Here is a 26,550-nt window from a genome sequence, read left to right as displayed (position 1 = left end):
ATGCGTACTCCTAAACTAATATTAATATCGAACCTACACCGGCACCAATACCAAATGCGGTGACAAGTGCTTCTAAAGACTTAGTGGTAAACATCATCATATGACCGCCAAATAAATCTTGTATAGCATTCGTAATCAGTACTCCAGGTACAATAGGCATGACTGCAGCAATAATAATAGTAGCTAAATCACCACTTGGCGCTAACCAATGACCGAATACTGCGATAATACCAATAACTAAGGATCCGACGAATTCTGGAATAAATTGTGCGTGTAATCGGCGATCCAGAATTTCAACAACCAGATATCCAATACTACCTGCAAGTAGAGCAGTAATCACATCGATAAATTGGCCACCTTGCAAATATAGAAAACTAATTGCAATAATGGCAGCAGCAATCCCTTTAAATGTTAAGCTACTATCTCGTTTTGCAATATATATTTTTTCTAATCGCTCTTTTGCATCTTCTAAAGAGATATCCCCTTTTGTGATTAATCGTGATATTTCATTTGCTTGTGAAATTTTAATGAGATTAGTATCACGGGAATTAATTCTAAATATTCGTGGGTAAGATTCGTTATGTAAAGTAAATTGAATGACTGTATTTGTAACGAAACTATTGCTTTCAGGATATCCTAGTTTTCGAGCAATACGGGTCATTGTATCTTCTACACGTGTTCCTTCCGCACCAGATTCAAGTAATATACGTCCAGCCATCATGACGACGTCTTTGATTAAAGTTTCATCTATATGTTCTTGCTTATTTATATTTTCCATTTCATCACCATTCGTTAAGATGTAATCATTATTATAGTAGAAGTACATGAAAATAACTACCTTACATTATAAAACTTAACAATCATAATATGATGAACATTCATATTTATATCTCAATAGTAGGTAAATATATTTTAATGAAAATAAAATTTAATGTAAAAAAACAATTGTAAAAAAACAATTGATTTATAACAATAATGTTTCAGAACATTACAATTCGGTTAAATAATAATAGTTAATAAATCAAAATTGTGCTGGGTAGCGACAGCGCTTTTGCGATTTGTTAATGTTCAGAGTAGTAATGAAGTTCTCCCAAACCATACTACTTGAAGTACACTTTTTTTAAAGTGTACTTTATCTCGGAAACTAATTGCCTTATATAAATATATTAATTTATTGAAAAAATGGAGCAAAGACTGGCGTTTACTATGCTAGTCTTTGCTCCATTTATATATTAAATTGCAAAAAATTGATCGAAATGATCAGTAGTTAAAATATGGCCGATATAGAAACTACCAAAGTCGCCATAGCGAGCAGTCGTTTCATCAAAACGCATTTCATAAACAATTTTCTTGAATTGTAGAACATCATCTGAGAATAATGTGACGCCCCATTCAAAATCATCAAAACCTACTGAACCAGTAATAAATTGTTTAATTTTACCAGCGAATTTGCGTCCAATCATACCATGGTTATACATTAATTTTTTACGGTCTTCCATTGGTAACATATACCAGTTATATGTTTCATTACGACGTTTATCCATTGGATAGAAACAAATATATTCTGTTCTAGGCAATTCTGGATATAATCTTGCTTTAATATGTGGATTTTCATAAGGATCTTCGTCTGATTTACCAGCTAAATAGTTACCCAACTCAATCACAGATACATATGAATAAGTTTGAATGAAGAAATCAGCAATTCTTAATTTATTTAATTCATTTTCAATTTCATTCAATTCTTTCATTTCTGGACGTAAATACCATAATAAAATATCTGCTTTTTGACCTGTAATATTATATAAAGCATAATCTCCAGCTTGTTTTTCTCTGGCAGTGGCTTTATTTTCGATAAATACTTTAAATTCATTAATCATTGCTTCGCGCTCATCTTCTGGCACCAATCTAAAAGTTGCCCAATCGACAGCGTAAAATAAATGAAGGCTATACCAACCATCTAATGTTTCAGCTGCTTCACTCATATCTATCGCTCCTTTAACTATATTTTCTATCAATACAAATTAAATTTTATCATAAAGAGAATTGTCACACATACTTAAAAGTTTACAAATTAATGAAATAGAAATATTAAAAGAAATAAAGTATAATTAAGGTGAACATACTATTATTTTAAAAATTTGAGGAGGGCATTATGTCTAGTTTATTAGATGTATTACAAGAAAAACTTTCAGGAAAAAACGTTAGAATTGTATTACCGGAAGGTGAAGATGAACGAGTATTAACAGCGGCTACAAAGTTACAAGCAACTGACTATGTTACACCTTTAGTATTAGGTAATGAAGAAAAAGTAAATACTTTAGCTCAAGATAAAGGATTAGATATCTCTAATATTCAAATTATCGATCCTTCTAAAAGTGATTTGAAACCTGAATTAGTCAAATCTTTCGTAGAACGTCGTAAAGGTAAAGCTACTGAAGAACAAGCTCAAGAATTATTAAACAATGTTAACTATTTTGGAACAATGTTAGTATACGCTGGTCATGCTGATGGATTAGTAAGTGGTGCTGCACATTCAACTGGAGATACTGTCCGTCCTGCCTTACAAATTATTAAAACAAAACCTGGCGTATCTAGAACATCTGGTATCTTCTTTATGATTAAAGAAGATAAACAATATATATTTGGTGATTGTGCTATCAATCCAACATTAGAATCTTCTGATTTAGCAGAAATTGCCGTAGAAAGTGCAAAATCAGCAAAAAGCTTTGGTATGGACCCACGTGTTGCTATGTTAAGTTTCTCAACTAAAGGTTCAGCTAAATCAGATGATGTAGAAAAAGTCGCTAACGCAGTAAAATTAGCACAAGAAAAAGTGGAATCTGAAGGTTTAGATAATGTAGTGGTTGATGGAGAATTTCAATTTGATGCTGCGATTGTACCTGCAGTTGCAGAGAAAAAAGCACCTGGAGCAAAAATTCAAGGTGACGCAAATGTATTTGTATTCCCAAGTTTAGAAGCAGGTAATATTGGATACAAAATTGCACAACGTTTAGGTGGATTTGAAGCGATTGGTCCAGTTTTACAAGGTCTTAATTCACCTGTAAATGATTTATCTCGTGGTTGCTCTACTGAAGACGTTTATAACTTATCAATTATTACTGCTGCTCAAACATTACAATAATGGATTTAGCAAGTAAGTATTTTAATGACATTCATTGGCGCTATATAGACCATTCTTCAGGTTTAGCGCCAATGCAGTCATTTGCATTTGATGACACGTTTTCAGAAAGTGTAGGAAAAGATATATCTTGTAACGTTGTAAGAACATGGATTCACCAACACACTGTCATTTTAGGTATACATGATTCACGTTTACCATTTTTAAAAGACGGTATTCAATACTTAACTGACGAGATCGGTTATAATGCAATCGTTAGAAATTCTGGTGGTCTTGGGGTTGTATTAGACCAAGGTGTTTTAAATATTTCGCTTATTTTTAAAGGACAAACTGAGACAACCATTGATGAAGCATTCACAGTGATGTATTTACTTATTTGTAAAATGTTCGAAAATGAAAATGTAGATATAGATACTAAAGAAATAGAGCATTCATATTGTCCTGGAAGATTTGATTTAAGTATTGATGGAAAAAAATTTGCTGGTATTTCACAACGACGGGTACGTGGAGGTATTGCAGTTCAAATTTATTTATGTGTTGAAGGCTCTGGTGAAGAAAGAGCTGAAATGATGCATGAATTTTATCAACGTGCCTTGAAAGGTGAAGTTACAAAATTTAAATATCCGGATATTAAACCAGAATGTATGGCATCTTTGGAGACATTACTTCATCGAGACATTAAAGTTCAAGATGTGATGTTCCAATTACTTTATGCGATTAAAGACTTAGGTGGTCAGCTAAATATGGATCCAATTACAGAGGATGAGTGGCAACGTTATGAAGGATATTTCGATAAAATGATTGAACGTAATGAGAAAATGAATCGTTCCTTAGATTAAAATAAGATAAAAGGGAGTAAGAAAAATTCTAAGTGAATTTTAGCTTACTCCCTTTTTAGCATGCAATCATACAACTAAAGTATATATTTACCTTCAAAAATATAAAAATTGCTACATTCTTATTATTTTTTATAGTAATATAGATGAGGTGGATTCATTTAAGAACGATAATTTAACCATAATTATGTTGATTATAACATTTTTTAGGATATAAATATTTCAAAGTTTTGAACTATTTTTGACAAAGTTTTATACTATTTATTGATGTATTAACACAAATGCAAGATTTGAAGTAAATGAGTATAAACATATGTGTGACATGACATGTACAAATGTATAAATATGTTCAATTTTAAAACAACATTAATGAATGTTGAAATCATTTTAGAAAGAATATTAAAGGTGAGAGATCATGGTACGACGTGGCTATGGAGAATCTAACGGAAAAATTATATTGATTGGTGAGCATGCTGTAACTTTTGGCCAGCCAGCAATCGCCATTCCATTTACTTCAGGAAAAGTAAAAGTGCTTATTGAAAGCTTAGAAAAAGGTAATTATTCAGCAATTCAGAGTGATGTTTATGATGGTCCTTTATACGATGCACCTGATCATTTGAAATCACTTATTACACACTTCGTAGAAAGCAAACATGTTGAAGAACCATTGTTGATTAAAATTCAAGCTAATTTACCACCTTCTCGAGGTTTAGGTTCGAGTGCAGCAGTAGCAGTAGCTTTTATAAGAGCAAGTTATGATTATTTAGAATTGCCGCTATCTGATAAAGAATTACTAGAAAATGCAGACTGGGCTGAACGCATTGCTCATGGTAAACCAAGTGGTATTGATACAAAAACGATTGTAACGAATCAACCCGTTTGGTATCAAAAAGGAGAAGTTGAAATTTTAAAGTCTCTTGATTTAGATGGCTATATGGTTGTTATTGATACAGGAGTTAAAGGCTCTACAAAACAAGCAGTTGAAGATGTACATCGTTTATGTGATAACGATGAGTCATATATGAATGTCATTGAACATATTGGCTCTCTTGTTTATTTAGCTAGTGATGCAATTAACCATCATAGCTTTGATCAACTTGCTAATATATTTAATCAATGTCAAGACGATTTAAGAACATTGACAGTCAGTCACGATAAAATCGAAACTTTACTCGAAATTGGAAGACAACATGGTGCAGTAGCTGGTAAATTAACTGGTGGTGGACGAGGTGGTAGCATGTTAATTCTAACTAAAGAAGAAGTGACTGCTAAAACTATTGTTGCAGCAGCCGAAAAAGATGGAGCACAACATACTTGGATTGAAAAGTTAGGAGGATAAATCTTTGAAAAAAAGTGGTAAAGCACGCGCCCATACGAATATTGCTCTAATAAAATATTGGGGAAAAGCAGATGAAGATCTAATTATTCCTATGAATAATAGTTTATCAGTGACATTAGAGCGTTTCTATACAGAAACACGTGTAACGTTTGATGCTTCATTAACAGAAGATCAACTTATTTTAAATAAGGAAGCTGTTAACGCTAAAGAAAGCGCCAAAATTCAACGTTATATGGATATGATTCGAAAAGAAGCTGGTATTTCAACGTATGCACTCATAGAAAGTGATAATTTTGTACCTACTGCTGCCGGTTTAGCTTCTTCAGCTAGTGCATATGCAGCTTTAGCTGGTGCTTGCAATGAAGCGCTTGATTTAAACCTATCAGATAAAGATTTATCTCGCCTTGCTCGTCGTGGTTCCGGATCAGCATCAAGAAGTATTTATGGTGGTTTTGCTGAATGGGAAAAAGGTCATGATGATAAAACGTCTTACGCCCATCAAATTGAGTCAGATGGTTTCGAGAATGACTTAGCTATGATTTTTGTAGTTATTAACAATAAATCAAAGAAAGTATCAAGTCGTTCAGGTATGTCTTTAACTCGTGAGACTTCACGTTTTTATCAATACTGGTTAGATCATGTAGAGGAAGATTTAAAAGTCACAAAACAAGCGATTGCCCAAAAAGATTTTAAACGAATGGGTGAAGTGATTGAGGCAAACGGTTTGAGAATGCACGCAACAAATTTAGGTGCACAGCCACCATTTACATATCTTGTGCCAGAAAGCTACGAAGCTATGCGAATTGTACATGAATGTAGAGAAGCAGGATTACCTTGTTATTTTACTATGGATGCAGGACCAAATGTAAAAGTTCTAATAGAAAAGAAACATCAACAAGCGATTGTGAATCAATTTTTAGAAGTATTTAATAAAGATCAAATTATAACAAGTGATATTACACACGCAGGAGTCGAAATAATTAAGTAGGGAAGAGATATAATGATTCAGGCAAAAGCGCCAGGAAAACTTTATATAGCGGGCGAATATGCTGTAACCGAACCTGGATATAAATCAGTGTTAATTGCAGTAGATCGTTTTGTCACGGCTGCTATTGAAGCTTCAAATGAAATCACAGGTACGATTCATTCTAAAACATTACACTATAAACCTGTCACATTTAATCGTAATGAAGATAAAATAGAAATATCAGATGTACATGCAGCCAATCAACTCAAATATGTAGTTACTGCTATTGAAGTGTTTGAGCAGTATGCGAAAAGTTGTAATATAAAATTAAAACATTTTCATCTTACTATTGATAGTAATCTTGCAGATGCATCAGGACAAAAGTATGGTTTAGGTTCTAGTGCTGCAGTTTTAGTATCTGTGATTAAGGTTCTAAATGAATTTTATGAAATGGAGTTATCCAATCTTTATATTTATAAGCTTGCGGTTATTTCAAATATGAGATTACAAAGTTTAAGTTCATGCGGAGATATTGCTGTTAGTGTTTATAGTGGATGGCTTGCCTATAGTACGTTTGATCACGAATGGGTAAAACAACAAATGAAAGAAACATCTGTAGATGAAGTATTAGAAAAAAACTGGCCAGGTCTTCATATAGAACCTTTACAAGCGCCTGAAAATATGGAAGTTCTCATAGGATGGACCGGTTCTCCTGCTTCGTCACCTCACTTAGTAAGCGAAGTCAAGCGTTTAAAATCTGACCCTATTTTTTATGGTAAGTTTCTTGATCAATCAAATACGTGTGTGGAAAATTTAATCTATGCTTTTAAAACGAATAATATAAAAGGTGTACAAAAAATGATTCGTCAAAATCGTAGTATTATTCAGCAAATGGATAAAGAGGCTACGGTTGATATTGAAACAAAAAAATTAAAATTATTATGTGATATTGGTGAACGTTTTGGTGGTGCAGCAAAAACTTCTGGAGCTGGTGGAGGAGATTGTGGCATTACAATTATCGATAATAGAGTTGATAAGCACTCTATTTATGAAGTATGGGAAAAAGAGGGAATTAAACCTTTGAAATTTAAAATATATCACGGACAATAAGACTACTATTATGATGAAGCGAGACATTTTATTAAGAAAATATATGTCTTGCTTTTTATTTATAGCAAATCTTTTTTAGTGCTTGAATTTTTAATTAAAAAGAGTAAAATAATTAGAGTTGTAATAAATGAATGGAAGTCAATATGAGAGAAAATAATGTAAAGGTGGGTAGCGAAGTGAAGAATAAATTTTTGATTTGTGACGAATGTCAGGCAGTTAACTTAAAATCATTAAAGAAAAAATTAGAAAAATTAGATCCTGATGCTGAAATTGAAATAGGCTGTCAGTCATACTGTGGTCCAGGTCGTCGTAAGACATTTGCTTTTGTTAATAATCGCCCACTTGCTGCATTGACTGAAGATGAACTTATGGAAAAAGTGACTGCACAATTAAAAAAACCACGTGATCCTGAAGAAGAAGAACGTTTGAGAAAACGTAATGAAGAACGTAAGCGTCGTAAAGAAGAACAAGATAGAAAATTAAAAGAAAAATTAGCAAAGCGTAAAGCAAATAAATAATAAATATCGATGATAAAGAAGCTCGTAAACTCATTTAAAAATGGGTTTACGAGCTTTTTTATTAAATATTAAATAAGTCATTAAATGATTCAGCTATTGTTGGATGAGTATAAATATTATCGCGTAATACTTGATAAGGAATATGTTGATCGATAGCAAGTTTAATTAAATTAATAATTTCTTCAGAACCTTTACCATATAAAGTAGCACCTAATATTTCATTATTATCTTTATTGATTACAACTTTGAAAAGACCGCGACCATCGTTATTAATTTTGTGTTTTGGTATAGTATTAATAAATAAAGTGTTTTCAACGTAATTATAATTTAATTGTTGTGCTTCTGAAGCGGTGATACCAACACGAGAAAGTGGTGGATCGATAAATACTGTATAAGGGATAATACCACGATTTTCAGTATGTCGTGAACGATCACCGAACAATTCAGATTTCAAGATTCTAAAGTCATCTAAAGAAATATAAGTGAATTGTAATCCACCTTTTACATCTCCGGCAGCATAAATATGTGATACAGAGGTTTGTAGATGGTTGTTTACTTTTATTTCTCCGTGAGTGCCTAACTCAATATCTGTATTGTTCAGAGCTAAATCTGTATTTGGTACACGTCCTGTAGCAAGTAAGATTGCATCACCAGTAAAGTTTCCTTGTGAGGTTTCAACTGTTGTCAAATCACCTTCATTTTTTAATGCTTTTGTTTCAACATTAGTAATTAAACGTACGCCTTTATCTTTAAAATCATTAATCATGTGTGTGACTATTTCTTGATCTTCTCTGGCCATAAATTGTTTATTATATTCTAGTACAGTTACGTTTGTACCAAAGCTTTGAAACATTGAGGCAAATTCTAATGCAATATATCCTCCACCAATAATCACTAATTCTTTAGGTTGATAAGAAATATTTAATAGTCCTTTTGAATCATATACATTTTGTGCTGAGTCTATACCTTCAATATTTGGAATATTAGATTTTGCACCTGTATTAATTAAAATTTTATCTGCTGTCAGTATTTGAACTAACTTACCATTTTCATCAATTAATTCTACTTCTGTATTAGATTTAAATTGTGCTTTAAAGTTTAACAAGGTAATATTTTCATCATTTTCTAAGTTTAAATAGTTTTTTTGATTTAATGCTTTGACTACTTCTTTTTTTCTTGAAAAGGCAGTTGAAAAATCGACATGTTTAATACCATCATTAACAAGCACTTTAGATGGAATACAGCCATGGTTTATGCATGTACCGCCATAGCTTTCTGTAAACTGTTCAATTAAAGCAACCTGTTGTCCTTGTGATGATGCATATTTGGCAAGTGTTTTTCCGGCTTTACCAAAACCAATAACGATTAAATTATAATGTGTCATATGTTGTATCCTCCTGAAGTGTATCATTAATTACATCATTAATTGTGAGGGTATCATAAAAATTTAAAATAACACGATGTTCCTTTTGATTATAGTGTGACATGGTCTTTGCTATGTTTCTTGATATTTCACAATCGCTCTGCTCATGACCTGTGAAAATACGCTGTTGGCTATCTTTTTCAAGCACAAATATACGATATAGTACTGATAGTTTAATGCTAGCAGTTGAATGATTTGCACTATATCCACCATTTTTACCACGGGAAGTATTAATAAACTGGTATTGATTTAAAACAGTAGTCACTCTACGTAATTGAACTGGATTGAGGCAAGTTAATTTTGCTAAAGATTGACTACTGAATTGTTGGTTGTCGTGCTTTACTAAAAAACTAAGTACGTGAACGGCAATGTTAAATTCTAAATTCAAATGATGCACCTCCTAAATGTAACTTTATTAGTTACATTTAAATATAAAATAAAACATATGTCAAATTTAATGTTTTAAACACTACTGAATGAATTTATCATTACTAATCGGGTAAACTATAAATAGAAACTACATTTTTAAGGAGTGGTGAATATCATGGCAGAATTTGTACAATTAGGAAAATCTGATGTTCATGTATTTCCAGTTGCATTAGGTGCAAATGCAGTCGGAGGACATAATTTATATCCCAATTTAGATGAAGAGCAAGGAAAAGATGTCGTTAGAAAAGCTATTGATAATGGTATTACTTTAATTGATACTGCGTTTATTTATGGACCTAAACGCTCAGAAGAACTTGTAGGAGAAGTTGTAAAGGAATATCCTCGTGAAAAAGTTCAAATTGCAACTAAAGGATCACATGTTATTAAAGATAATGGCGATGTTGTTCAAAATAACCAACCTGATTATTTAAAACAACAAGTTGAAGAGAGCTTAGAACGCTTGCAAGTGGATTATATTGACTTGTATTACATTCATTTTCCTGATGAGTATACACCAAAAGATGAAGCTGTGGCAGCATTACAAGAACTTAAAAAAGAAGGAAAAATTAAAGCAATAGGTGTTTCAAACTTTACGTTAGATCAACTTAAAGAGGCGAATAAAGACGGATATGTGGATGTTGTTCAATTAGAATATAATTTACTACATCGTGAAAATGAAGAAGTAATGAAATACGCAGCTGAAAATGATATTACTTTTGTACCATATTTCCCATTAGCTTCTGGTATTTTAGCTGGTAAGTATGAAGAAAATCAAACTTTCGATGATCATCGTGCAACTCGTCGTGATTTCCAACCAGAAGTGTTCAATGATAACGTACGTCGAGTAAAAGAATTATCAAGTATTGCTGAAACTCATAATACAAGTATTGCTAATATTGTATTAGCATTCTACTTAACACGTCCATCACTTGATGTTGTTATTCCTGGTGCGAAACGTGCTGATCAAGTTGTAGAAAACATTGAAGCAGCAAATATTGAACTGACTGAAGAAGAAATTAAGAAAATAGATGATTTATTCCCAGTTGAATAAAGTACGTTAAATAAAAGTAATAATGGCTCCTACACCGTTTATATAGGTGTAGGAGTTTTTATTATAAATAAAAGTAAAAAGATGGGGTACATAATAAGTAAATAGAAAAAACACATTAATAATATAAATTAAAAAAGAGGTAAGATACATGATTACTGTATTATTTGGTGGAAGTCGTCCACAAGGAAATACTGCTCAATTAACACAATATGCTCTAGAAGGAAAACAATATAATTGGATTGATTTAACACAATATCATTTTAAACCTGTAAGAGATTATAGACATGAATCAAAGCAAATTGAGTCATACATAGATGATTATCAATTGATTATTGACCAAGTGCTTGAAAGTGATACAGTTATTTTTGCATCACCTGTGTATTGGTATAGTGTGTCAGCATCTGTAAAAGCATTTATCGATCATTGGTCAGAATCATTAATCGATCCTAAATATCAGGATTTTAAAACTAAAATGTCTAACATTGATTTTAGATTAATCTTAGTTGGGGGAGATTGTCCGAAAGTAAAAGCGAAACCTTGCATTAAACAGTTAGAATATAGTTTAGATTTTCTCGGAGCAAAACTAAATGGTTATATTATTGGTATAGCAGAAAGACCTGGAGATGTTATGAAAGATGTATATGCTCTAGAAAGAGCACAGGAATGGAATGCAGTACTGTCTTAATAAGATGCATCTTAAAGTTGAGTGAAAGCGTTTATTAATATACTATGATATAATTTTGTTATTAAATTACAATAAAATGTCAGGAGAATGAAGCATGTATACAGTTAGAAAAGCGACAACTAATGACGTTATAGCAATAAGAGATGTAGCTACAAAAGCTTGGTATAATACGTATTTAAATATTTATGCAGTATCAACAATTAATGAATTATTAGCAGCTTCGTATAATGAACACCATTTAAAAAAGCGATTAGAAGATCAACTTTTTTTAGTTGTTGAAGAAAATAATGAAATTGTAGGATTTGCTAACTTTATCTATGGTAAAGAATTATACTTAGCCGCACATTATGTTCACCCAGGTGTACAACATAAAGGTTATGGAACAAGTTTACTTGAAGAAGGATTACATGAATTTGAAAATGAATATGATACGGTCTTTTTAGAAGTTGATAATAAGAACAAAGAAGCTATTCATTATTATCAACATCATGGTTTTGAAATAGTTCGTTCATATCAACCAGAAATGTATGGTGAACAATTAGATTTAGCATTAATGAAGAAAGTATTATAAGAATTAATCAACTTAAATTCATATTACTACTGATGAAAGCAAGTATGAAAGAGGAGGATGAACTTGACACAATCATCTTATGTAACTAAAAAATTAGCTGAAGAAAAAGTATTTAAAGATCCAATTCATAAGTATGTTCATGTTAAAGATCAACTAATATGGGATTTAATTAAAACTAAAGAATTTCAGCGCTTGCGTCGTATTAAGCAATTAGGTACATTATACCTTGCCTTTCATACTGCAGAACACAGTCGTTTTGGACACTCTTTAGGAGTCTATGAAATTGTAAGACGTATGATTGATGAATCATTTGTTGGGCGTGAAGCATGGAATAATAAAGATCGCCCCCTTGCTTTATGTGCAGCTTTATTACATGATTTGGGTCATGGGCCGTTTTCACATAGTTTTGAGAAGATATTTAATACGGATCACGAAGCGTTTACCCAAGAAATTATTACTGGAAACACTGAGGTTAACGAAGTATTAAGTAGAGTGTCTGAGACCTTTCCTCAGGAAGTAGCCGATGTTATTAATAAAACGCATAAAAATAAATTAGTCATTTCCATGATTTCATCTCAAATTGATGCTGATCGTATGGACTATTTGCAACGTGATGCTTATTTCACCGGTGTATCTTATGGTACATTTGATATGGAGCGTATACTTCGATTAATGAGACCATCAAAAGATGAAGTACTTATTAAAGAAAGTGGTATGCATGCTGTAGAAAATTTTATTATGAGTCGTTACCAAATGTATTGGCAAATCTATTTTCATCCCGTAAGTCGTGGTGGAGAAGTACTATTAAATAATTGTCTTAAGCGAGTCAAACAGCTTTATAAGGAAGACTATCAATTTAAAATGTATCCAAAAGAATTTATTCCATTTTTTGAAGGTACAATTACAATTGATCAGTATGTAGAATTAGATGAAGTAACTGTATTATTTTATTTGAAGAAATGGATACATGAAGAAGATGAGATCTTAAGTGATTTAGCGCGTCGATTTATTAATCGTGATCTCTTTAAGTATATTCCATTTGATGGTTCGATTATTACAATTACTGAATTACAGGATTTATTTATTGAAGGTGACATTGACCCGGAATATTATTTTGTTAGTGAAGCATTTTCAGATTTACCATATGATTATGATCGACCTGGTTCTAATCGACAACCTATCCATTTGTTAAGACGAAATGGTAGTATTAAAGAAATTAGTAGCCAATCGTTAGTCATTTCAAGTATTACTGGGATTAATCGAGAAGACTATAAACTATACTATCCTAAAGAAATGATTCTTAATATTAAAGATTCGGAAGTGAAAGGTTCAATTATTAATTTATTGAATGAATTAAATTAAATATTTGATGATAATATACGCTATTAGTTAATAGCGAGTGTGAAAAGGTAAAGAAGTATTGGAGGAATCATCGTGGCAGAAAATAAAGGGTTTAAATTTAATATTATAAAAAATGATCCTTTAGATGGTCATAAAGGTACAAATATAGGAGCGATTAGTTTAGATAATATTGCACCTGTATTTATCGATGTTGCAAATAAAGAAGCATTTGTTGATATTGGCGGTATGCATGCACGTGCGGAAGTAGAAAAAGGCGTAAAGTGGATTACTGATAAAGAATCAGTGGAAGGTCCAGAGGCTAAGGAATATTGGTTATGTTGGGTGACTACTGAACGTGGTGAAAATGGTCCTTATTACGCGGGCGTCACTGCATGTTATTTACTTGTAAATAAAAGTATTCGTCGAGGTTATAAGAGTATGCCAGAACATGTCAATATGATGGATAAGTCTATGAAACATCAATTTATTATTGAACAAATTGGTGAAGAAAATAAAAAAGTATTAAAAGATTTTTTAATATCCCATAATGAAACGATGTGGAATAACTCAAACGAAACGTTATTCAAGGCATTTGATTAGAAAAAACTCGAGACACTCAGCAGTGCATATTCAATGACTGAGTATCTCGAGTTTTTATTTTTTTAAAGTATCTCCAACATTATAAAACTGATAAACTGATTTCATTACATGATGATAAATCTGTTGAAAAGATTGTTCAGTTTGTTTACTAATAACTCTTAAATCTTCATATTCAGGTTTTATTTTAAAAATTTTTCCATTTTTTAAAGAAAGTTTAATTGAAACATTTCCATATGGCGTTTGAATATCACGAAATGTTCTATCTAAAATTCGACGATTCACTTTATAACTACGTACGCCAAGTGATGAGGTATGTTTTAATATCAACTCTTCAATACGTAATTTATCTTCAACTTTACAAATAATAGTTAACTGAGTAGCTGGTCGATTCTTTTTCATAATAATAGGAGAATAGTATATGTCTAATACATCGTTTTGTAATGCAGTATCCATAAAATGGCCTAACGTTTCTGGTGTCATATCATCCATTTGACATTCTAACACTTGTACTTGATCATAACTTGTCTCATTATTTGTAAATTGAATCGCTCTAATTATATTTGGAAAATCAAAATTTTTAGTCCCTGCGCCGTATCCGATATGATGTATTGTAGCAGCTGGAAAAGGGCCGAATTCTGTCACTAAACTTTTAGCAATTGCTGCACCTGTCGGTGTAGTCAGTTCGCTGTGAACGTCAAAGTTTGTTAATGGTATACCTTTTAAAATTTCTGCTGTGGCAGGTGCCGGTACTGGATATATACCATGAGCTATTTTAATTTTCCCATTTCCAGTAGGAATGGGTGAACAGTACAAATGATCGATATTAAGTAATTCTAAAGCGATACACCCTCCAACGATGTCAATGATAGAATCCATGGCACCGACTTCATGAAAATGAACGTCTTTAATAGACATGCCATGAATTTTTGCCTCTGCATGACCAATCATTTCAAAAATAGACTTACTTCTCATTTTTACTCTGTCATCTAAATCACTTTCATCAATCATTTTAAATATATCAGATGCTGTTCGATGGTGATGTGACTCATGAAAATCAATGGATAAAGTCATTGCATGAATACCTTGTTTCATTTCTTTTTTAAAATTTAACTTAAAATTATCAATAGGTAATTTTTTAAGTTCATGTTCTATTTCGTTTGGTGAAGCACCTAAGTCTACCAACGCAGATAGGAGCATGTCTCCAGCAATACCTGCATGACAATCTAAGTATAATGCATTACTCATATATTTCTCTCATCCTCATTTTTTTCTAACATATTCATAATCATTGCGGCATTGTACCCTGCGCCAAATCCATTATCAATATTTAAGACACTGGTACCTGGTGCACAGCTATTTACCATAGATAAAAGAGTAGTGACACCATTAAAGTTAGCGCCATAACCTACACTGGTAGGAACAGCGTAAACGGGATGGTCTACGAGTCCGCCTACCACGCTTGCAAGTGCACCTTCCATTCCAGCAATGACTATACTTACTTTACCTTGTCGAATTTCATGAATATGTTCAAACAAACGATGTATCCCCGAAACACCAACATCATAGTAACGTTTCACATTAATGCCCATAAGTTCCGCAGTAATAGCTGCTTCTTCAGAAACCGGTAAGTCTGAAGTTCCGGCACAAAGCACAGAAATATAATGTTTTGATTTTTGAACCGATGCAATCGGAGTACAAACAATGCGAGCTTCAGGATGATATTCTAAATGCGGATGTTTTTCTAATACATAATTTGCTTTTTCTTCATTAATTCGTGTAACAAGAATTACATGGTGATGACGAGATAAACTAGTTATAATAGTATCAATTTGTTCTTTTGTTTTACCTTGTCCAAAGATAACTTCTGGAAAACCTTGACGCTTTGCTCTATGTAAATCAATTTTAGCAAAGCCCAATTCGTCGTAATGACTAAGTTGGGCTTTAGCTTCATCAATTGATATTTGGTTTGATTTTACACCTTCGAGCAGATTTTCAATAAAATGTTGATTATTACTCATAAGTGTACGTCCTTATACTAATTTAGTATTTTTTGTATCAATGACTTCGTTCATACTACCTGTGCGGTAACCTTCTAAGTCTACAGTTACATAATCAAAACCTAATTCTTTTAAACGTAACGTAATATTATCTTTATTTTTAATTACTGTAGCTAAATCTTCTTCTGAAACTTCAATACGTGCAATATTTTGGTGATAACGTACACGAACATTGTTGACACCTAAGTTTAAGATATGTTTTTCAGCTTCGTTTACTTTATTTACTTTAGTGAAACTTAATGCTTCGCCATAAGGGATTCGAGAAGCTAAGCTACACAATGCTGGTTTATTCCAAACAGGTAAATCATATTTTTTACTAAGTTCACGAACTTCAGTTTTATATAATTTAGCTTCTTGAAGTACACTACGTACCTTGAATTCATCTCTTGCTTTTAAACCAGGACGGAAATCTTCTAAATCATCCATAATCATACCATCTAATACATAGTTGAAACCAAGTGTCTCTTTAATGTCTGTTAATTTGCTATACATTAATCGTTTACTATAGTACCAACTTTCAGGTGTATTTCTAACAATATTTTCATCTTGTAATTCCGCCATTTCAGTTTCTACAACGTCAATACCTAGTTCATGCCCCAATTCAATAGCTTTATTAAATTCTTCATTTCTGAAAAGTTCTGATTTTACAACGACGGGTTTAACATTTTCTTTACCTAATACATTGATGGCTTTTTTTAATACTAAACTACTATCTACGCCACCAGAAAATGCAATAACAACACTTTCCATTTCTTTTAATAATGTATCTAAAGTATTTTCTTTATTTAATAATTCAGTCATATTTATCAATCCTTTCAATTAGTCTTCATCTTCTACATAAGGAATTGTCAAGGGTCCTTGTGGCATTACACCAATACTCAATTTACGACCATACTGTTCTTCTAAATCAGCAATTGTTTTTTCAATATTTGAAGTAGGATTTAACATTGAATCTTTTAATTGTTGGTCAGTAAGTTCTGAGTAAACATACACATTTGCGAAGGTTTGAATGCTTGCCTGTTTTTGTACTTGCCATTGGTCAACCTCTGAAAAGTTTGGATCATGAATTAAATCTAAGATACCTTGCGGTGTATCAGCCATTTTGAAAATTTCAGCAAATTTACCATGGTCTGGAAAACCATCTGCACATTCTGAAACCATAATAATATTCCCATCTTTTTTAACAACTTTACTTGCCGCACTCATACCTTTAACGGTTTGATATAAATTTTGATCGAGTGGATAACCAGAATTTGAAGCAATGACAACATCAAAGCGATCATCACATTTAAACATGGCATGTTCTTTAACATATGCACACCCTTCTTTATGAGCTTCAAATACATCACCACCAAAAGCTGCAGTGATTTGTTTATCTTTATTTAAAGCGACATTTAACATAAAGTTTGGTTTACACATTTTATTAACTTCACGTGCCATATCTTGAACAGGATTATCTTCTAGGTTTCCCCAAGTCGATCTTGGATCACCAATCATTTTTGCATTATGAAATGTTTGAATGGTTTCAAGACCAGCGATGCCAGGCATGATTCCTTTAGGTCCACCAGAAAAACCTGCAAAGAAGTGAGGTTCGATAAAGCCAGTAACAATTTTAAAATCAGATGCTACATAGTCTTTATTTAAGTAAGCATCGCAACCATATTTACTGTGTCCAACTTTAGTAAGATTTTCTTTTTCATTGCAGTGATTCTGAACGATTTTAACAGAATCAACGATATCTTCTCCTAACATTTGAATTAATTCATCACGTGTTTGATCACGATGTGTTCCTGTGCCATTAATAATGACGAAATTTTCACGAGGAACGTGATTTAATTCTTCAATGAGTAGGGGGACCAGTATATGGTTAGGTGTTGGACGTGTAATATCGCTTATGACTATTGAAACAATATCATCCTTATTTACTAATTCTTTTAATGGCTTTGAGCCAGTAGGATGTCTTAAGACATTTTGAATTGCTGAAGTATAATCTTCAAGGGCCTCGATATTTTGTGGTTCTATGACTGTACTATCATCCGGCACTTCGACTTCAACTTCGGATTTCCCATATAAAACATGTGTTTTCACAGTTTTCCCCTCCAATAAGTCATGATGATAAATAGTAAATTATATGTTTATTACAATTAAAAGTATAGCATATTTAATGCTCGTTTTTTAATTAAAGGAAATTAATAGAAATATAAGTAATTAAATAATTAATCATAAAAAGTAAAATATTTCCATTTTTGTAAGCATTTACATATAATGAAGTTAGGTTGTAATTATATTGAATAAGGAGTGATTTGCCATGAAAGCAGCAGTAGTAACGCATAATCATAAAGTAAATGTGGAAAACAAAGAATTACGTAACTTAGAACCAGGTGAGGCTTTAGTTCAAACAGAGTATTGTGGTGTATGTCACACAGATTTACACATTAAAAATGCAGATTTCGGAGATGTAACAGGTCGAACTTTAGGACATGAGGGTATTGGACGTGTAATCAAAATAGCAGATGATGTGACATCTTTAAAAGTAGGTGATCGCGTTTCTATTGCTTGGTTATTTGAAAGCTGTGGTCATTGTGAATATTGCACAACAAGCCGTGAAACTTTATGTCGTAATGTGAAAAATGCAGGTTATACAGTTGATGGTGCGATGGCGGAACAAGTAATTGTTACAGCAGACTATGCAGTTAAAGTACCTGAAACTTTAGATCCAGCAGCAGCGTCTTCAATTACATGTGCAGGCGTAACCACATATAAAGCAGTTAAAGTAAGTCAAATTCAACCAGGTCAATGGATTGGGATATTCGGTATTGGTGGTTTAGGTAACTTAGCATTACAATATGCGAAAAATGTATTCAACGCTAAAGTGGTTGCTTTTGATATTAGTGACGATAAATTAAATTTTGCGAAAGAACTAGGTGCAGATGCAGTTGTTAACACAAAAAATCAAGATGCTGTTGAAGAAGTTAATAAATTAACTGATGAAAAAGGACTTGATGCAACAGTAATTACAGCTGTAGCTAAAACGCCATTTAATCAAGCAGTAGATGTTGTTAAAGCTGGCGCGCGTGTTGTAGCGGTTGGTTTACCTGTTGAAAAAATGGATTTAGAAATTCCTCGTTTAGTTCTCGATGGTATCGAAGTGGTAGGTTCTTTAGTGGGAACACGACAAGACTTAAAAGAAGCATTTCAATTTGCTGCTGAAGGTAAGGTTATACCTAAAGTTCAAACACGTGAATTAGAAGAAATAAATGATATTTTTGAAGAAATGGAAAAAGGAACTATTACAGGTCGAATGGTAATTAAATTCTAATATATTAATAAAAAATATATAAAGGTTTTATTTCATAGATGCGGAGAAGATAGTGAAGCAAAAGTATTTATTTCTGGGAAATAAGGTACAGTTAATCTAATTTAATTATTAAGAAATGTTATTTAATGATATAATTATTTAAAAGATTATAGCTAATTTATGGAGTAAAGAGGACAACAAATGAAAAATATCTTATTATTTGTAGCATCAATCGGTTTCGGCATCATTTTCTTCTATAAATATAGAACACTTTTAGAAAAGTATCATTATGATATTGTTGAACTTGAATCAGAAACGGACATATTAGAAAGAAAAAAGTAATACTATGATACTAATGGTGACATTCAAAAAATAATAACTTGAAAAAAATCGAGTCTGAGACTTAAAACATAAGCGTCTTAGGCTCTTTTTCATTATATAGAAGTAGATAATTAAATTAAAAACATAGGATATCAAGATTTTTTAATTGTGTTGAGGCAAGGACTTAAATGGGACAATGAACACAAAATGACTTTTGTTTTACTCTCTTTTTTATGATAACTATTTAACTAATGTTGATAGAATTTTGTTAACTTCAAGCACTATAGGATTTATGCTATAATGTGGTGTAATATTTTAAAGATTAAGGTGAGTCAGACGTTGGATAAGAATATACACATTCAAACGAAACAAGTCTTAAAACAAAATGGAGAAAAACAAACATTTGAATTTTCTTCTCAAGGATCATGGCAACAAAAACATGCCGATTATATTCGATATCAAGAACAAATTGAAAGTGCAGTTGTTAATGTAACAATTAAAATTGAAGACAATAGCGTGAAGTTGATACGTAGAGGTGATATCAATATGAACTTACACTTCGTTGAAGGTAAGGACACTACAACACTTTATACTATACCAGCAGGACGCATTCCATTAATAGTAAGAACTAAGAGTATTTTACATTTTGTAAATGAAAATGGTGGGAAATTAAAAATACAATACGAATTACATCAAAATGACGAAAAAATGGGCTCATATCAATATGAACTTAAGTATAAGGAGATAGGCGAATGAATATTATTGAAAAAGTAAAGAAAACTTTAATACAAGAAATTGAAGCAAGTATTAAAAAAGCAAATCTAGCAGAAGATATTCCTGAAATTAAAGTTGAAATCCCTAAAGATACTAAAAATGGAGACTATTCTACTAATATTGCAATGGTCTTAACTAAAATTGCTAAACGTAATCCACGCGATATTGCTCAAGCTATTGTAGACAATTTAGATACAAGTAAAGCAAATGTAAAACAAGTAGATATCGCTGGCCCGGGATTTATCAATTTTTATTTAGATAATCAATATTTAACAGCTGTCATCTCAGAAGCAATTCAAAAAGGTGATAAATTTGGTTATGCGGAAGAACCAAAAAACAAAAAAATATTATTAGAATATGTATCAGCAAATCCAACTGGTGACTTACATATTGGACATGCTCGAAATGCTGCTGTAGGTGATTCACTAGCAAATATTTTAATTGCAGCTGGTTACGATGTAACACGTGAATATTATATTAATGATGCTGGTAATCAAATTACAAATTTAGCACGTTCAATTGAAACACGTTTCTTTGAGGCATTAGGGGATACAAGCCATGAAATGCCAGCAGATGGCTATAATGGTAAAGACATTGTCGAAATTGGTAAAGACTTAGCCAAAAAACATCCGGAAATGAAAGATTACTCTGATGAAGAACGCTTAAAAACATTTAGACAACTGGGTGTGGATTATGAAATGGATAAATTGAAAAAAGATTTATCAGATTTCAATGTTCATTTTGATAATTGGTTTAGTGAAACATCACTATACGAAAATGGTGCGATTGATAATACATTAGAAAAAATGCATGAGTTAGGCTATACGTATGAAGCAGATGGTGCCACTTGGTTACGTACGTCAGACTTTAAGGATGATAAAGATAGAGTACTAATCAAAAAAGATGGTAACTATACGTACTTTACACCTGATACAGCGTATCACTACAATAAAATTAATCGTGGCAATGATATTTTAATTGATTTAATGGGTGCAGATCATCATGGTTATATTAATCGTTTAAAAGCAAGTTTAGAAACATTTGGTGTAGATAGCGATCGTTTAGAAATTCAAATTATGCAAATGGTTCGTTTAATGCAAAATGGCGAAGAAGTTAAAATGAGTAAACGTACAGGTAATGCAATTACGTTACGTGAAATTATGGATGAAGTAGGCATTGATGCGGCGCGCTATTTCTTAACAATGCGTAGTCCTGATTCGCACTTTGATTTTGATTTGGAACTTGCAAAAGAGCAATCTCAAGATAATCCAATTTATTATGCACAATATGCACATGCACGTATTTGTTCAATTTTAAAACAAGCTAAAGAAAAAGGGATTGAAATAGACAAAAACGCTGATTTTAGTACCATTACAAATGAAAAAGCGATTGATTTATTGAAGAAAGTAGCAGAGTTTGAGCCTACAATTGAGAGTGCTGCTGAAAGTCGTGCACCACATCGATTAACTAATTATATTCAAGACCTAGCTTCAGCATTCCATAAATTCTATAATGCTGAAAAGGTATTATCTGATGATATTGAAAAAACAAAAGCACATGTTGCTCTTATTGAAGCTGTTAAAATTACATTACATAATGCATTAGCATTAGTGGGTGTATCAGCACCAGAATCAATGTAATATAAATACTTTTAAATTAAAAGCACCTTTACGAATATTTATTTGTGAAGGTGTTTATTTTTTATAGAAAGGTAAAAAGATGTCAATGATGACTACAGAACAACTTTACAAAGCATTATTAAAACATATGGGGCCTCAAGGATGGTGGCCAGCAGATACACGTGAAGAGATGATATTAGGTGCTATATTAGTTCAAAATACAAACTGGAATAATGCTGCACTTTCTCTTAGACGGCTGAAAGAAGCAACCCATTTTGAACCGCAAAACATATTAAATCTGCCGATAGAAGAACTAAAAATATTAATCCGCTCTAGTGGTTTCTATAACAATAAATCAAAAGCAATTTCTACATTATTCAACTGGTTAAATCAATATCAGTTTGATTATTGCAAGATTAATGAAGTATATGGAGAACATTTAAGAAATGAATTACTTAAGCTACACGGTATTGGAAGTGAAACAGCAGATGTATTGCTAGTTTATATTTTTGAGAGGGTCGAATTTATTCCTGATCATTATACACGTCGATTATATAAAAAACTCGGTTATGCCAATACTGAGAATTACGATAAATTAAAAAGAAATGTCGAATTACCTCCAAACTTTACAAATCAAGATGCAAATGAATTTCATGCTTTACTAGATAATTTTGGGAAAAATTATTTTAATGGTTCTATTGAACAAAGATATCATTTCTTAGATCAATATTTTACAAAAATGGATTGACCTTGACGTGACGTCATAGCTTAGTCTCTTTTATAGAGAGATGAAAAGAGTAGTGAAACAAATAGATTAAGAAAAAGGCAGGATGTCAGAATGGAAAATCAGGCATATTTTACACCCAATGACGTGAGTCAAATTACCGAAGTAACTAAACGCACACTTCATTATTACCATGAAATTGAGTTGCTTGTGCCAACTTATATTGCATCTAATGGTTATCGCTATTATTCTTCTAAGGATATCTCTAAATTACAGACCATTCAATTTCTAAGGGAACTGAATTTATCATTAGCAGATATTCAACTTTATTTTAGTAACAGTATAGAAGAGAAAAATATAATATTAGAAAATAATTATCAGTGTATTGTTGCACAAAGAGATCAATTAAACAAAATGATTCATTTTCTTAATCATCATCTCGTTAATCATAGAAAAGAGGAAATTAATATGAGTAAATGGAATAATGATAATATACAAAATCAATATGAGAAAGAAGCTGAAATGAAATATAGTCATACTCCTTATTATCAAGCTTTTAAAGAGAATCAAAAACGATTGAATTCTACAGAAAAACAACAAAATAATAAGAAAACAATGGAGAGGTTACATTTATTCTTTGATAAAATGAATGAATTATTCATTGCAAACTATAAAATAAATCATATACAGGTTAAACAAGCAATTTTTGAACTAAAAGATATTCTTCGAACACAAGTACCTAACGTAGATGAACAATTTTTAGAATATATTGCCTCGATTTATGAGAATGATGAGCGATTTGCTAAAACAATTAATAACAAACGACACGATAATTTAAATCAGTATATTGCTGATGCGATTCGAAATGATATTTAATAAAAGATGTTTTTAAGTTCTATAATATGTGATGATATATATATATAATATATCTGATGAATAAAAGGAGCTTAAACATGATAGAAGCGTTCAAATTATTTTGGCAAAATTATTTTAATATAAAAAGTCGAACTAGAAGACGCCATTATTGGTTTGCTATTTTAGCTAATTGTATTATTTTAGTGATTATGAGTTTACTTTTTAATATCATTACTTTGGGGTTAAATGGAGGGCATACATTTTTTGATATTGTGTATGAAATCATTGATATCATTATTTTTATAGGAACGTTTACGATGACGGTACGTCGTTTACATGATACAGGGCACACAATGGTTCTACCTCTTATTATTTTAATTTTTACATCAATCAGAAAAATTTCAAGTATTGTAGATAGAACATACGGTATTTCAATTGATGGTTTTTTCAACGGAATGATTGCGCTTGAATTAGGAATTATGGTGGCAGCGATGTCTTTAGTCTTACTTATTATTCTTGTGATTACTTTTGCATTTACAATAAAAGATAGTGATGAGGGGACAAATAAGTATGGCCCAAATCCTAAAATAGCTACTGTATAGTATGAAAACAGGAAGGATACAGAATGTATTTTGAAATCTGTTTCCTTCTTTTTTTATTTTGAAATAGAATTAAATCATTAAGTTTAACCAATAATATAAAATTACACAATAAAAATTTATAGAATTAAATTAATGATATAAATAATTTGGTATGATAAATATATGAAATAAACAAAATTGTGAAAGGAAGGTATTGTTTATAAATGAACAATAAGAAGCTGTGGATTATTTTATTTACATTAGTATTAGTTTTAGCAGCATGTGGACAAAATCAATCGAGTGAAAAAGGACATCATTCTACGCATTCAACTGAGCAAAAAACAACGGATCACAATAATAATACTCATACATATCATCGTATTATATCTTTGATTCCAAGTAATACTGAAATATTATATAGACTTGGTCTTGGAAAAAATATTATAGGTGTATCAACAGTTGATGATTATCCAAAAAACGTGAAAAAAGGCAAGCAACAATTTGATGCAATGAACTTAAATAAGGAAGCACTCTTAAAAGCTAAACCTGATTTGATTTTAGCTCATGAATCTCAAAAATCATCTGCTAAAAAAACACTTGATAGTTTAGCTGATAGTGGTGTGAAGGTAGTATATGTTAAAGACGCTCAGTCTTTAAATCAAGTCTACGATTCATTTGAGCAAGTAGGTAAAGTAACGCATCGTGAAAAAGAGGCGAAACAGTTAGTCAAAGAAACAAAAGATAATGTTCAAAAAGTAATTGAATCAATTCCAGCACATCATAAAAAACAGAGTGTTTTTATAGAAGTGTCTTCAAAACCTGAAATATATACAGCAGGAAAAGAAACCTTTTTCAATGATATGATAGAAAAACTAGATACAAAAAATGTATTTTCAAATGTTAGTGGATGGAAAGCAGTAGATAAAGAAAGTATTATTAGAAAAAATCCTGATATTTTAATTTCAACTGAAGGTATTTCAAAAGAAGAATATTATGAAGTGATTAAAGAACGTGATGGTTTCTCTGAAGTCAACGCAGTAAAAAATGAACGTGTGGAAACAGTCAATGGTGACGAAATTTCACGACCAGGACCTCGTATTGATGAGGGTATGAAAGAATTACGTGATGCAATTTATAAACGTTAAAACGTTAAGATGAGAGACTTTTCAAAAGCCTACAACGATATTGACAATGTTGTAGGCTTTTTATACAACATATATTCTTGTAAGTTTAGCAAAGCAGAGAAAGAATCATTTTGTAATCTTATTTTAATTAGTAGTAAGGATATATTCATTGTAATATAAGAAATAAATAATAATTGAAATGTGAGTGGAAATGAAACGACATCTATATTTAACATTTTCAGTTTGGACACTTTGCTTATGTATTATAATAGCTATAAGTCTTTTTTGGGGTTTAGGGTCATTACATCAAGCATTTAATCAAATGATTTTTTTTAAGGTTAGAGTTCCTAGAACATTTGAGGCACTTATGGTAGGAGCCATATTAACGTTGACGGGTCAATTATTTCAAACGGTATTAAATAATCCTTTAGCAGATAGCTTTACACTTGGTTTAGCGAGTGGAGCGACTTTTGGATCAAGTTTAGCTATATTTTTAGGTGTATCTTTTCTATTTATTCCAATTTTTTCTATCATTTTTAGTATCACGACACTTTTACTTGTTGTTATAATGACAATCGTATTGTCTAGAAATTTTCCAATTAGAGTACTCATCATATCTGGACTTATGGTAGGCGCTTTTTTTAATGCATTAATATATATACTTACACTCATTAAACCAGAACGTACGAATCGTATGTTAGCCTATTATTTCGGAGGATTTGCGAATGCCGAAATGAATGAGCTCGTTTATATTACAATGGTTTCTTTGCCAATCATTATTGTGATATATAGTTTAGTTACACCAATTAAGCTCTTGCAATTAGGAGAAGCTAAAAGTAAGTCTCTAGGGTTAAATGTGCAATGGATAACATTTATTGTACTTTTGTTAACATCTATTATGACAGCTATAGCAGTAGCGTTTATAGGTGTTATAGGTTTTATTGGCATCATTGTACCTCAATTAATTAGACGATATTATTTTCAATATAGTCTTGCTATACAAATGACATTAAACATATTGATAGGTGCATTAACGATGCTATTCGCTGATGTTGTAGGGAAGATTGTTATTAATCCAGTGCAAATTCCAGCAAGTATTATTTTATCACTTGTTGGGATACCCATATTATTTTATATTTTAGTCACTCAATCTAATACAACACGTTAGTGAAGTGAACAAAAATTATT

The 26,550-nt window shown here is 31.6% G+C and carries 28 protein-coding genes; 20 read left to right on the top strand and 8 right to left on the bottom strand.

What is annotated here, in order from left to right:
* Positions 1–10: 10 nt before the first annotated feature.
* The gene (locus tag NSU06_RS10040) at positions 11–778 is read right to left on the bottom strand and encodes a threonine/serine exporter family protein (protein WP_002455698.1); all 768 of its coding nucleotides are present in this window, start codon (positions 776–778) and stop codon (positions 11–13) included.
* A 454-nt stretch (positions 779–1,232) separates the two neighbouring features.
* On the bottom strand, positions 1,233–1,982 hold the full coding sequence (hemQ, locus tag NSU06_RS10035) for a hydrogen peroxide-dependent heme synthase (protein WP_002455697.1): 750 nt from the start codon (positions 1,980–1,982) through the stop codon (positions 1,233–1,235).
* 170 nt (positions 1,983–2,152) lie between these two features.
* Here hemQ and pta point away from each other — a divergent pair, with 170 nt between their 5' ends.
* From pta to NSU06_RS10005, 6 genes are all read left to right on the top strand, one after another.
* Positions 2,153–3,142 (top strand): phosphate acetyltransferase, encoded by a 990-nt coding sequence (gene pta, locus NSU06_RS10030; protein ID WP_002488580.1) that lies wholly within the window; start codon positions 2,153–2,155, stop codon positions 3,140–3,142.
* A complete protein-coding gene (locus NSU06_RS10025) occupies positions 3,142–3,978 on the top strand; it encodes a lipoate--protein ligase family protein (RefSeq protein ID WP_029376812.1) in 837 nt (278 codons plus the stop codon). Before pta ends, NSU06_RS10025 begins: the two co-directional genes overlap by 1 nt.
* Before the next feature lie 412 nt (positions 3,979–4,390).
* The gene (gene mvk, locus NSU06_RS10020; RefSeq protein ID WP_048761238.1) at positions 4,391–5,314 is read left to right on the top strand and encodes a mevalonate kinase; all 924 of its coding nucleotides are present in this window, start codon (positions 4,391–4,393) and stop codon (positions 5,312–5,314) included.
* Between the two features lie 4 nt (positions 5,315–5,318).
* Positions 5,319–6,302: a diphosphomevalonate decarboxylase gene (gene mvaD, locus NSU06_RS10015; RefSeq protein ID WP_017176050.1), complete on the top strand. Its 984-nt coding sequence runs from the start codon at positions 5,319–5,321 to the stop codon at positions 6,300–6,302.
* Between the two features lie 12 nt (positions 6,303–6,314).
* Positions 6,315–7,391, top strand: coding sequence for a phosphomevalonate kinase (locus NSU06_RS10010; protein ID WP_017176049.1), 1,077 nt, complete (start codon positions 6,315–6,317; stop codon positions 7,389–7,391).
* Between the two features lie 176 nt (positions 7,392–7,567).
* Complete coding sequence (locus NSU06_RS10005) at positions 7,568–7,909, top strand: DUF1450 domain-containing protein (protein ID WP_017176048.1); 342 nt, start codon at positions 7,568–7,570, stop codon at positions 7,907–7,909.
* 61 nt (positions 7,910–7,970) lie between these two features.
* Here NSU06_RS10005 and merA read toward each other — a convergent pair whose 3' ends face one another.
* Both merA and hypR read right to left on the bottom strand, forming a co-directional pair.
* A complete protein-coding gene (gene merA / locus NSU06_RS10000; RefSeq protein WP_054105300.1) occupies positions 7,971–9,293 on the bottom strand; it encodes a hypothiocyanous acid reductase MerA in 1,323 nt (440 codons plus the stop codon).
* Positions 9,280–9,720, bottom strand: coding sequence for a redox-sensitive transcriptional regulator HypR (hypR, locus tag NSU06_RS09995; RefSeq protein ID WP_002488600.1), 441 nt, complete (start codon positions 9,718–9,720; stop codon positions 9,280–9,282). The genes merA and hypR overlap by 14 nt, the downstream gene beginning before the upstream one ends.
* Before the next feature lie 156 nt (positions 9,721–9,876).
* Here hypR and NSU06_RS09990 point away from each other — a divergent pair, with 156 nt between their 5' ends.
* From NSU06_RS09990 to NSU06_RS09970, 5 genes are all read left to right on the top strand, one after another.
* Positions 9,877–10,812, top strand: a complete 936-nt coding sequence (locus tag NSU06_RS09990; RefSeq protein WP_002488560.1) for an aldo/keto reductase — start codon at positions 9,877–9,879, stop codon at positions 10,810–10,812.
* 148 nt (positions 10,813–10,960) lie between these two features.
* Positions 10,961–11,497, top strand: coding sequence for a flavodoxin family protein (locus tag NSU06_RS09985; protein ID WP_340779928.1), 537 nt, complete (start codon positions 10,961–10,963; stop codon positions 11,495–11,497).
* A gap of 94 nt (positions 11,498–11,591) precedes the next feature.
* Positions 11,592–12,068, top strand: a complete 477-nt coding sequence (locus tag NSU06_RS09980; protein ID WP_002488589.1) for a GNAT family N-acetyltransferase — start codon at positions 11,592–11,594, stop codon at positions 12,066–12,068.
* Positions 12,069–12,125: 57 nt separating this feature from the next.
* Complete coding sequence (locus NSU06_RS09975; protein WP_172473780.1) at positions 12,126–13,430, top strand: HD domain-containing protein; 1,305 nt, start codon at positions 12,126–12,128, stop codon at positions 13,428–13,430.
* A 72-nt stretch (positions 13,431–13,502) separates the two neighbouring features.
* The gene (locus NSU06_RS09970) at positions 13,503–14,009 is read left to right on the top strand and encodes a YwhD family protein (protein ID WP_048682982.1); all 507 of its coding nucleotides are present in this window, start codon (positions 13,503–13,505) and stop codon (positions 14,007–14,009) included.
* A gap of 54 nt (positions 14,010–14,063) precedes the next feature.
* Here NSU06_RS09970 and larC read toward each other — a convergent pair whose 3' ends face one another.
* From larC to larA, 4 genes are read right to left on the bottom strand one after another with little or no spacing between them, the layout of a single operon-like run.
* Positions 14,064–15,254 carry a nickel pincer cofactor biosynthesis protein LarC gene (larC, locus tag NSU06_RS09965; protein WP_340779925.1) on the bottom strand — a complete coding sequence of 397 codons (1,191 nt, stop codon included), beginning with the start codon at positions 15,252–15,254 and terminating at the stop codon, positions 14,064–14,066.
* A complete protein-coding gene (gene larB / locus NSU06_RS09960; protein WP_002488579.1) occupies positions 15,251–16,027 on the bottom strand; it encodes a nickel pincer cofactor biosynthesis protein LarB in 777 nt (258 codons plus the stop codon). The genes larC and larB overlap by 4 nt, the downstream gene beginning before the upstream one ends.
* A gap of 12 nt (positions 16,028–16,039) precedes the next feature.
* Positions 16,040–16,867 (bottom strand): ATP-dependent sacrificial sulfur transferase LarE, encoded by an 828-nt coding sequence (gene larE / locus NSU06_RS09955; protein ID WP_002488593.1) that lies wholly within the window; start codon positions 16,865–16,867, stop codon positions 16,040–16,042.
* An 18-nt stretch (positions 16,868–16,885) separates the two neighbouring features.
* Positions 16,886–18,154: a nickel-dependent lactate racemase gene (larA, locus tag NSU06_RS09950; RefSeq protein ID WP_002488564.1), complete on the bottom strand. Its 1,269-nt coding sequence runs from the start codon at positions 18,152–18,154 to the stop codon at positions 16,886–16,888.
* 220 nt (positions 18,155–18,374) lie between these two features.
* Here larA and adhP point away from each other — a divergent pair, with 220 nt between their 5' ends.
* The 9 genes from adhP to NSU06_RS09905 all read left to right on the top strand — a co-directional run bounded on the left by adhP (position 18,375) and on the right by NSU06_RS09905 (position 26,530).
* Complete coding sequence (adhP, locus tag NSU06_RS09945) at positions 18,375–19,385, top strand: alcohol dehydrogenase AdhP (RefSeq protein WP_340779923.1); 1,011 nt, start codon at positions 18,375–18,377, stop codon at positions 19,383–19,385.
* A gap of 180 nt (positions 19,386–19,565) precedes the next feature.
* Complete coding sequence (locus NSU06_RS09940) at positions 19,566–19,706, top strand: hypothetical protein (RefSeq protein WP_162837134.1); 141 nt, start codon at positions 19,566–19,568, stop codon at positions 19,704–19,706.
* 318 nt (positions 19,707–20,024) lie between these two features.
* The gene (locus tag NSU06_RS09935) at positions 20,025–20,441 is read left to right on the top strand and encodes a DUF1934 domain-containing protein (protein WP_002488582.1); all 417 of its coding nucleotides are present in this window, start codon (positions 20,025–20,027) and stop codon (positions 20,439–20,441) included.
* Positions 20,438–22,099 (top strand): arginine--tRNA ligase, encoded by a 1,662-nt coding sequence (gene argS, locus NSU06_RS09930; RefSeq protein ID WP_002448884.1) that lies wholly within the window; start codon positions 20,438–20,440, stop codon positions 22,097–22,099. Before NSU06_RS09935 ends, argS begins: the two co-directional genes overlap by 4 nt.
* 79 nt (positions 22,100–22,178) lie before the next feature.
* Positions 22,179–22,826 carry an endonuclease III domain-containing protein gene (locus NSU06_RS09925; protein WP_340779920.1) on the top strand — a complete coding sequence of 216 codons (648 nt, stop codon included), beginning with the start codon at positions 22,179–22,181 and terminating at the stop codon, positions 22,824–22,826.
* Positions 22,827–22,916: 90 nt separating this feature from the next.
* Positions 22,917–23,678, top strand: coding sequence for a MerR family transcriptional regulator (locus NSU06_RS09920; RefSeq protein ID WP_095324333.1), 762 nt, complete (start codon positions 22,917–22,919; stop codon positions 23,676–23,678).
* A gap of 77 nt (positions 23,679–23,755) precedes the next feature.
* Complete coding sequence (locus tag NSU06_RS09915; RefSeq protein ID WP_017176037.1) at positions 23,756–24,259, top strand: DUF805 domain-containing protein; 504 nt, start codon at positions 23,756–23,758, stop codon at positions 24,257–24,259.
* A 203-nt stretch (positions 24,260–24,462) separates the two neighbouring features.
* Positions 24,463–25,383, top strand: coding sequence for an ABC transporter substrate-binding protein (locus NSU06_RS09910; RefSeq protein ID WP_048682710.1), 921 nt, complete (start codon positions 24,463–24,465; stop codon positions 25,381–25,383).
* Positions 25,384–25,573: 190 nt separating this feature from the next.
* Positions 25,574–26,530, top strand: a complete 957-nt coding sequence (locus NSU06_RS09905) for a FecCD family ABC transporter permease (protein ID WP_017176035.1) — start codon at positions 25,574–25,576, stop codon at positions 26,528–26,530.
* Positions 26,531–26,550 lie beyond the last annotated feature (20 nt).

Source organism: Staphylococcus sp. FSL W8-1270, from assembly GCF_038007165.1.
In the GTDB taxonomy this organism is placed as follows: domain Bacteria; phylum Bacillota; class Bacilli; order Staphylococcales; family Staphylococcaceae; genus Staphylococcus; species Staphylococcus hominis.
This window is presented reverse-complemented; position numbering and strand designations above follow the sequence as displayed.

What these genes read in the sequence shown, in the direction of transcription:
- merA (WP_054105300.1), bottom strand. Translation starts at nt 9,293, where the DNA reads ATGACACATTATAATTTAATCGTTATTGGTTTTGGTAAAGCCGGAAAA.
- NSU06_RS10040 (WP_002455698.1), bottom strand. Translation starts at nt 778, where the DNA reads ATGGAAAATATAAATAAGCAAGAACATATAGATGAAACTTTAATCAAA.
- argS (WP_002448884.1), top strand. Translation starts at nt 20,438, where the DNA reads ATGAATATTATTGAAAAAGTAAAGAAAACTTTAATACAAGAAATTGAA.
- larB (WP_002488579.1), bottom strand. Translation starts at nt 16,027, where the DNA reads ATGAGTAATAATCAACATTTTATTGAAAATCTGCTCGAAGGTGTAAAA.
- NSU06_RS10010 (WP_017176049.1), top strand. Translation starts at nt 6,315, where the DNA reads ATGATTCAGGCAAAAGCGCCAGGAAAACTTTATATAGCGGGCGAATAT.
- hemQ (WP_002455697.1), bottom strand. Translation starts at nt 1,982, where the DNA reads ATGAGTGAAGCAGCTGAAACATTAGATGGTTGGTATAGCCTTCATTTA.
- mvk (WP_048761238.1), top strand. Translation starts at nt 4,391, where the DNA reads ATGGTACGACGTGGCTATGGAGAATCTAACGGAAAAATTATATTGATT.
- adhP (WP_340779923.1), top strand. Translation starts at nt 18,375, where the DNA reads ATGAAAGCAGCAGTAGTAACGCATAATCATAAAGTAAATGTGGAAAAC.
- NSU06_RS09975 (WP_172473780.1), top strand. Translation starts at nt 12,126, where the DNA reads ATGAACTTGACACAATCATCTTATGTAACTAAAAAATTAGCTGAAGAA.
- NSU06_RS09905 (WP_017176035.1), top strand. Translation starts at nt 25,574, where the DNA reads ATGAAACGACATCTATATTTAACATTTTCAGTTTGGACACTTTGCTTA.
- NSU06_RS10025 (WP_029376812.1), top strand. Translation starts at nt 3,142, where the DNA reads ATGGATTTAGCAAGTAAGTATTTTAATGACATTCATTGGCGCTATATA.
- larE (WP_002488593.1), bottom strand. Translation starts at nt 16,867, where the DNA reads ATGACTGAATTATTAAATAAAGAAAATACTTTAGATACATTATTAAAA.
- NSU06_RS09940 (WP_162837134.1), top strand. Translation starts at nt 19,566, where the DNA reads ATGAAAAATATCTTATTATTTGTAGCATCAATCGGTTTCGGCATCATT.
- NSU06_RS09925 (WP_340779920.1), top strand. Translation starts at nt 22,179, where the DNA reads ATGTCAATGATGACTACAGAACAACTTTACAAAGCATTATTAAAACAT.
- NSU06_RS09980 (WP_002488589.1), top strand. Translation starts at nt 11,592, where the DNA reads ATGTATACAGTTAGAAAAGCGACAACTAATGACGTTATAGCAATAAGA.
- larC (WP_340779925.1), bottom strand. Translation starts at nt 15,254, where the DNA reads ATGAGTAATGCATTATACTTAGATTGTCATGCAGGTATTGCTGGAGAC.
- NSU06_RS09910 (WP_048682710.1), top strand. Translation starts at nt 24,463, where the DNA reads ATGAACAATAAGAAGCTGTGGATTATTTTATTTACATTAGTATTAGTT.
- NSU06_RS09920 (WP_095324333.1), top strand. Translation starts at nt 22,917, where the DNA reads ATGGAAAATCAGGCATATTTTACACCCAATGACGTGAGTCAAATTACC.
- pta (WP_002488580.1), top strand. Translation starts at nt 2,153, where the DNA reads ATGTCTAGTTTATTAGATGTATTACAAGAAAAACTTTCAGGAAAAAAC.
- NSU06_RS09915 (WP_017176037.1), top strand. Translation starts at nt 23,756, where the DNA reads ATGATAGAAGCGTTCAAATTATTTTGGCAAAATTATTTTAATATAAAA.
- NSU06_RS09985 (WP_340779928.1), top strand. Translation starts at nt 10,961, where the DNA reads ATGATTACTGTATTATTTGGTGGAAGTCGTCCACAAGGAAATACTGCT.
- NSU06_RS09990 (WP_002488560.1), top strand. Translation starts at nt 9,877, where the DNA reads ATGGCAGAATTTGTACAATTAGGAAAATCTGATGTTCATGTATTTCCA.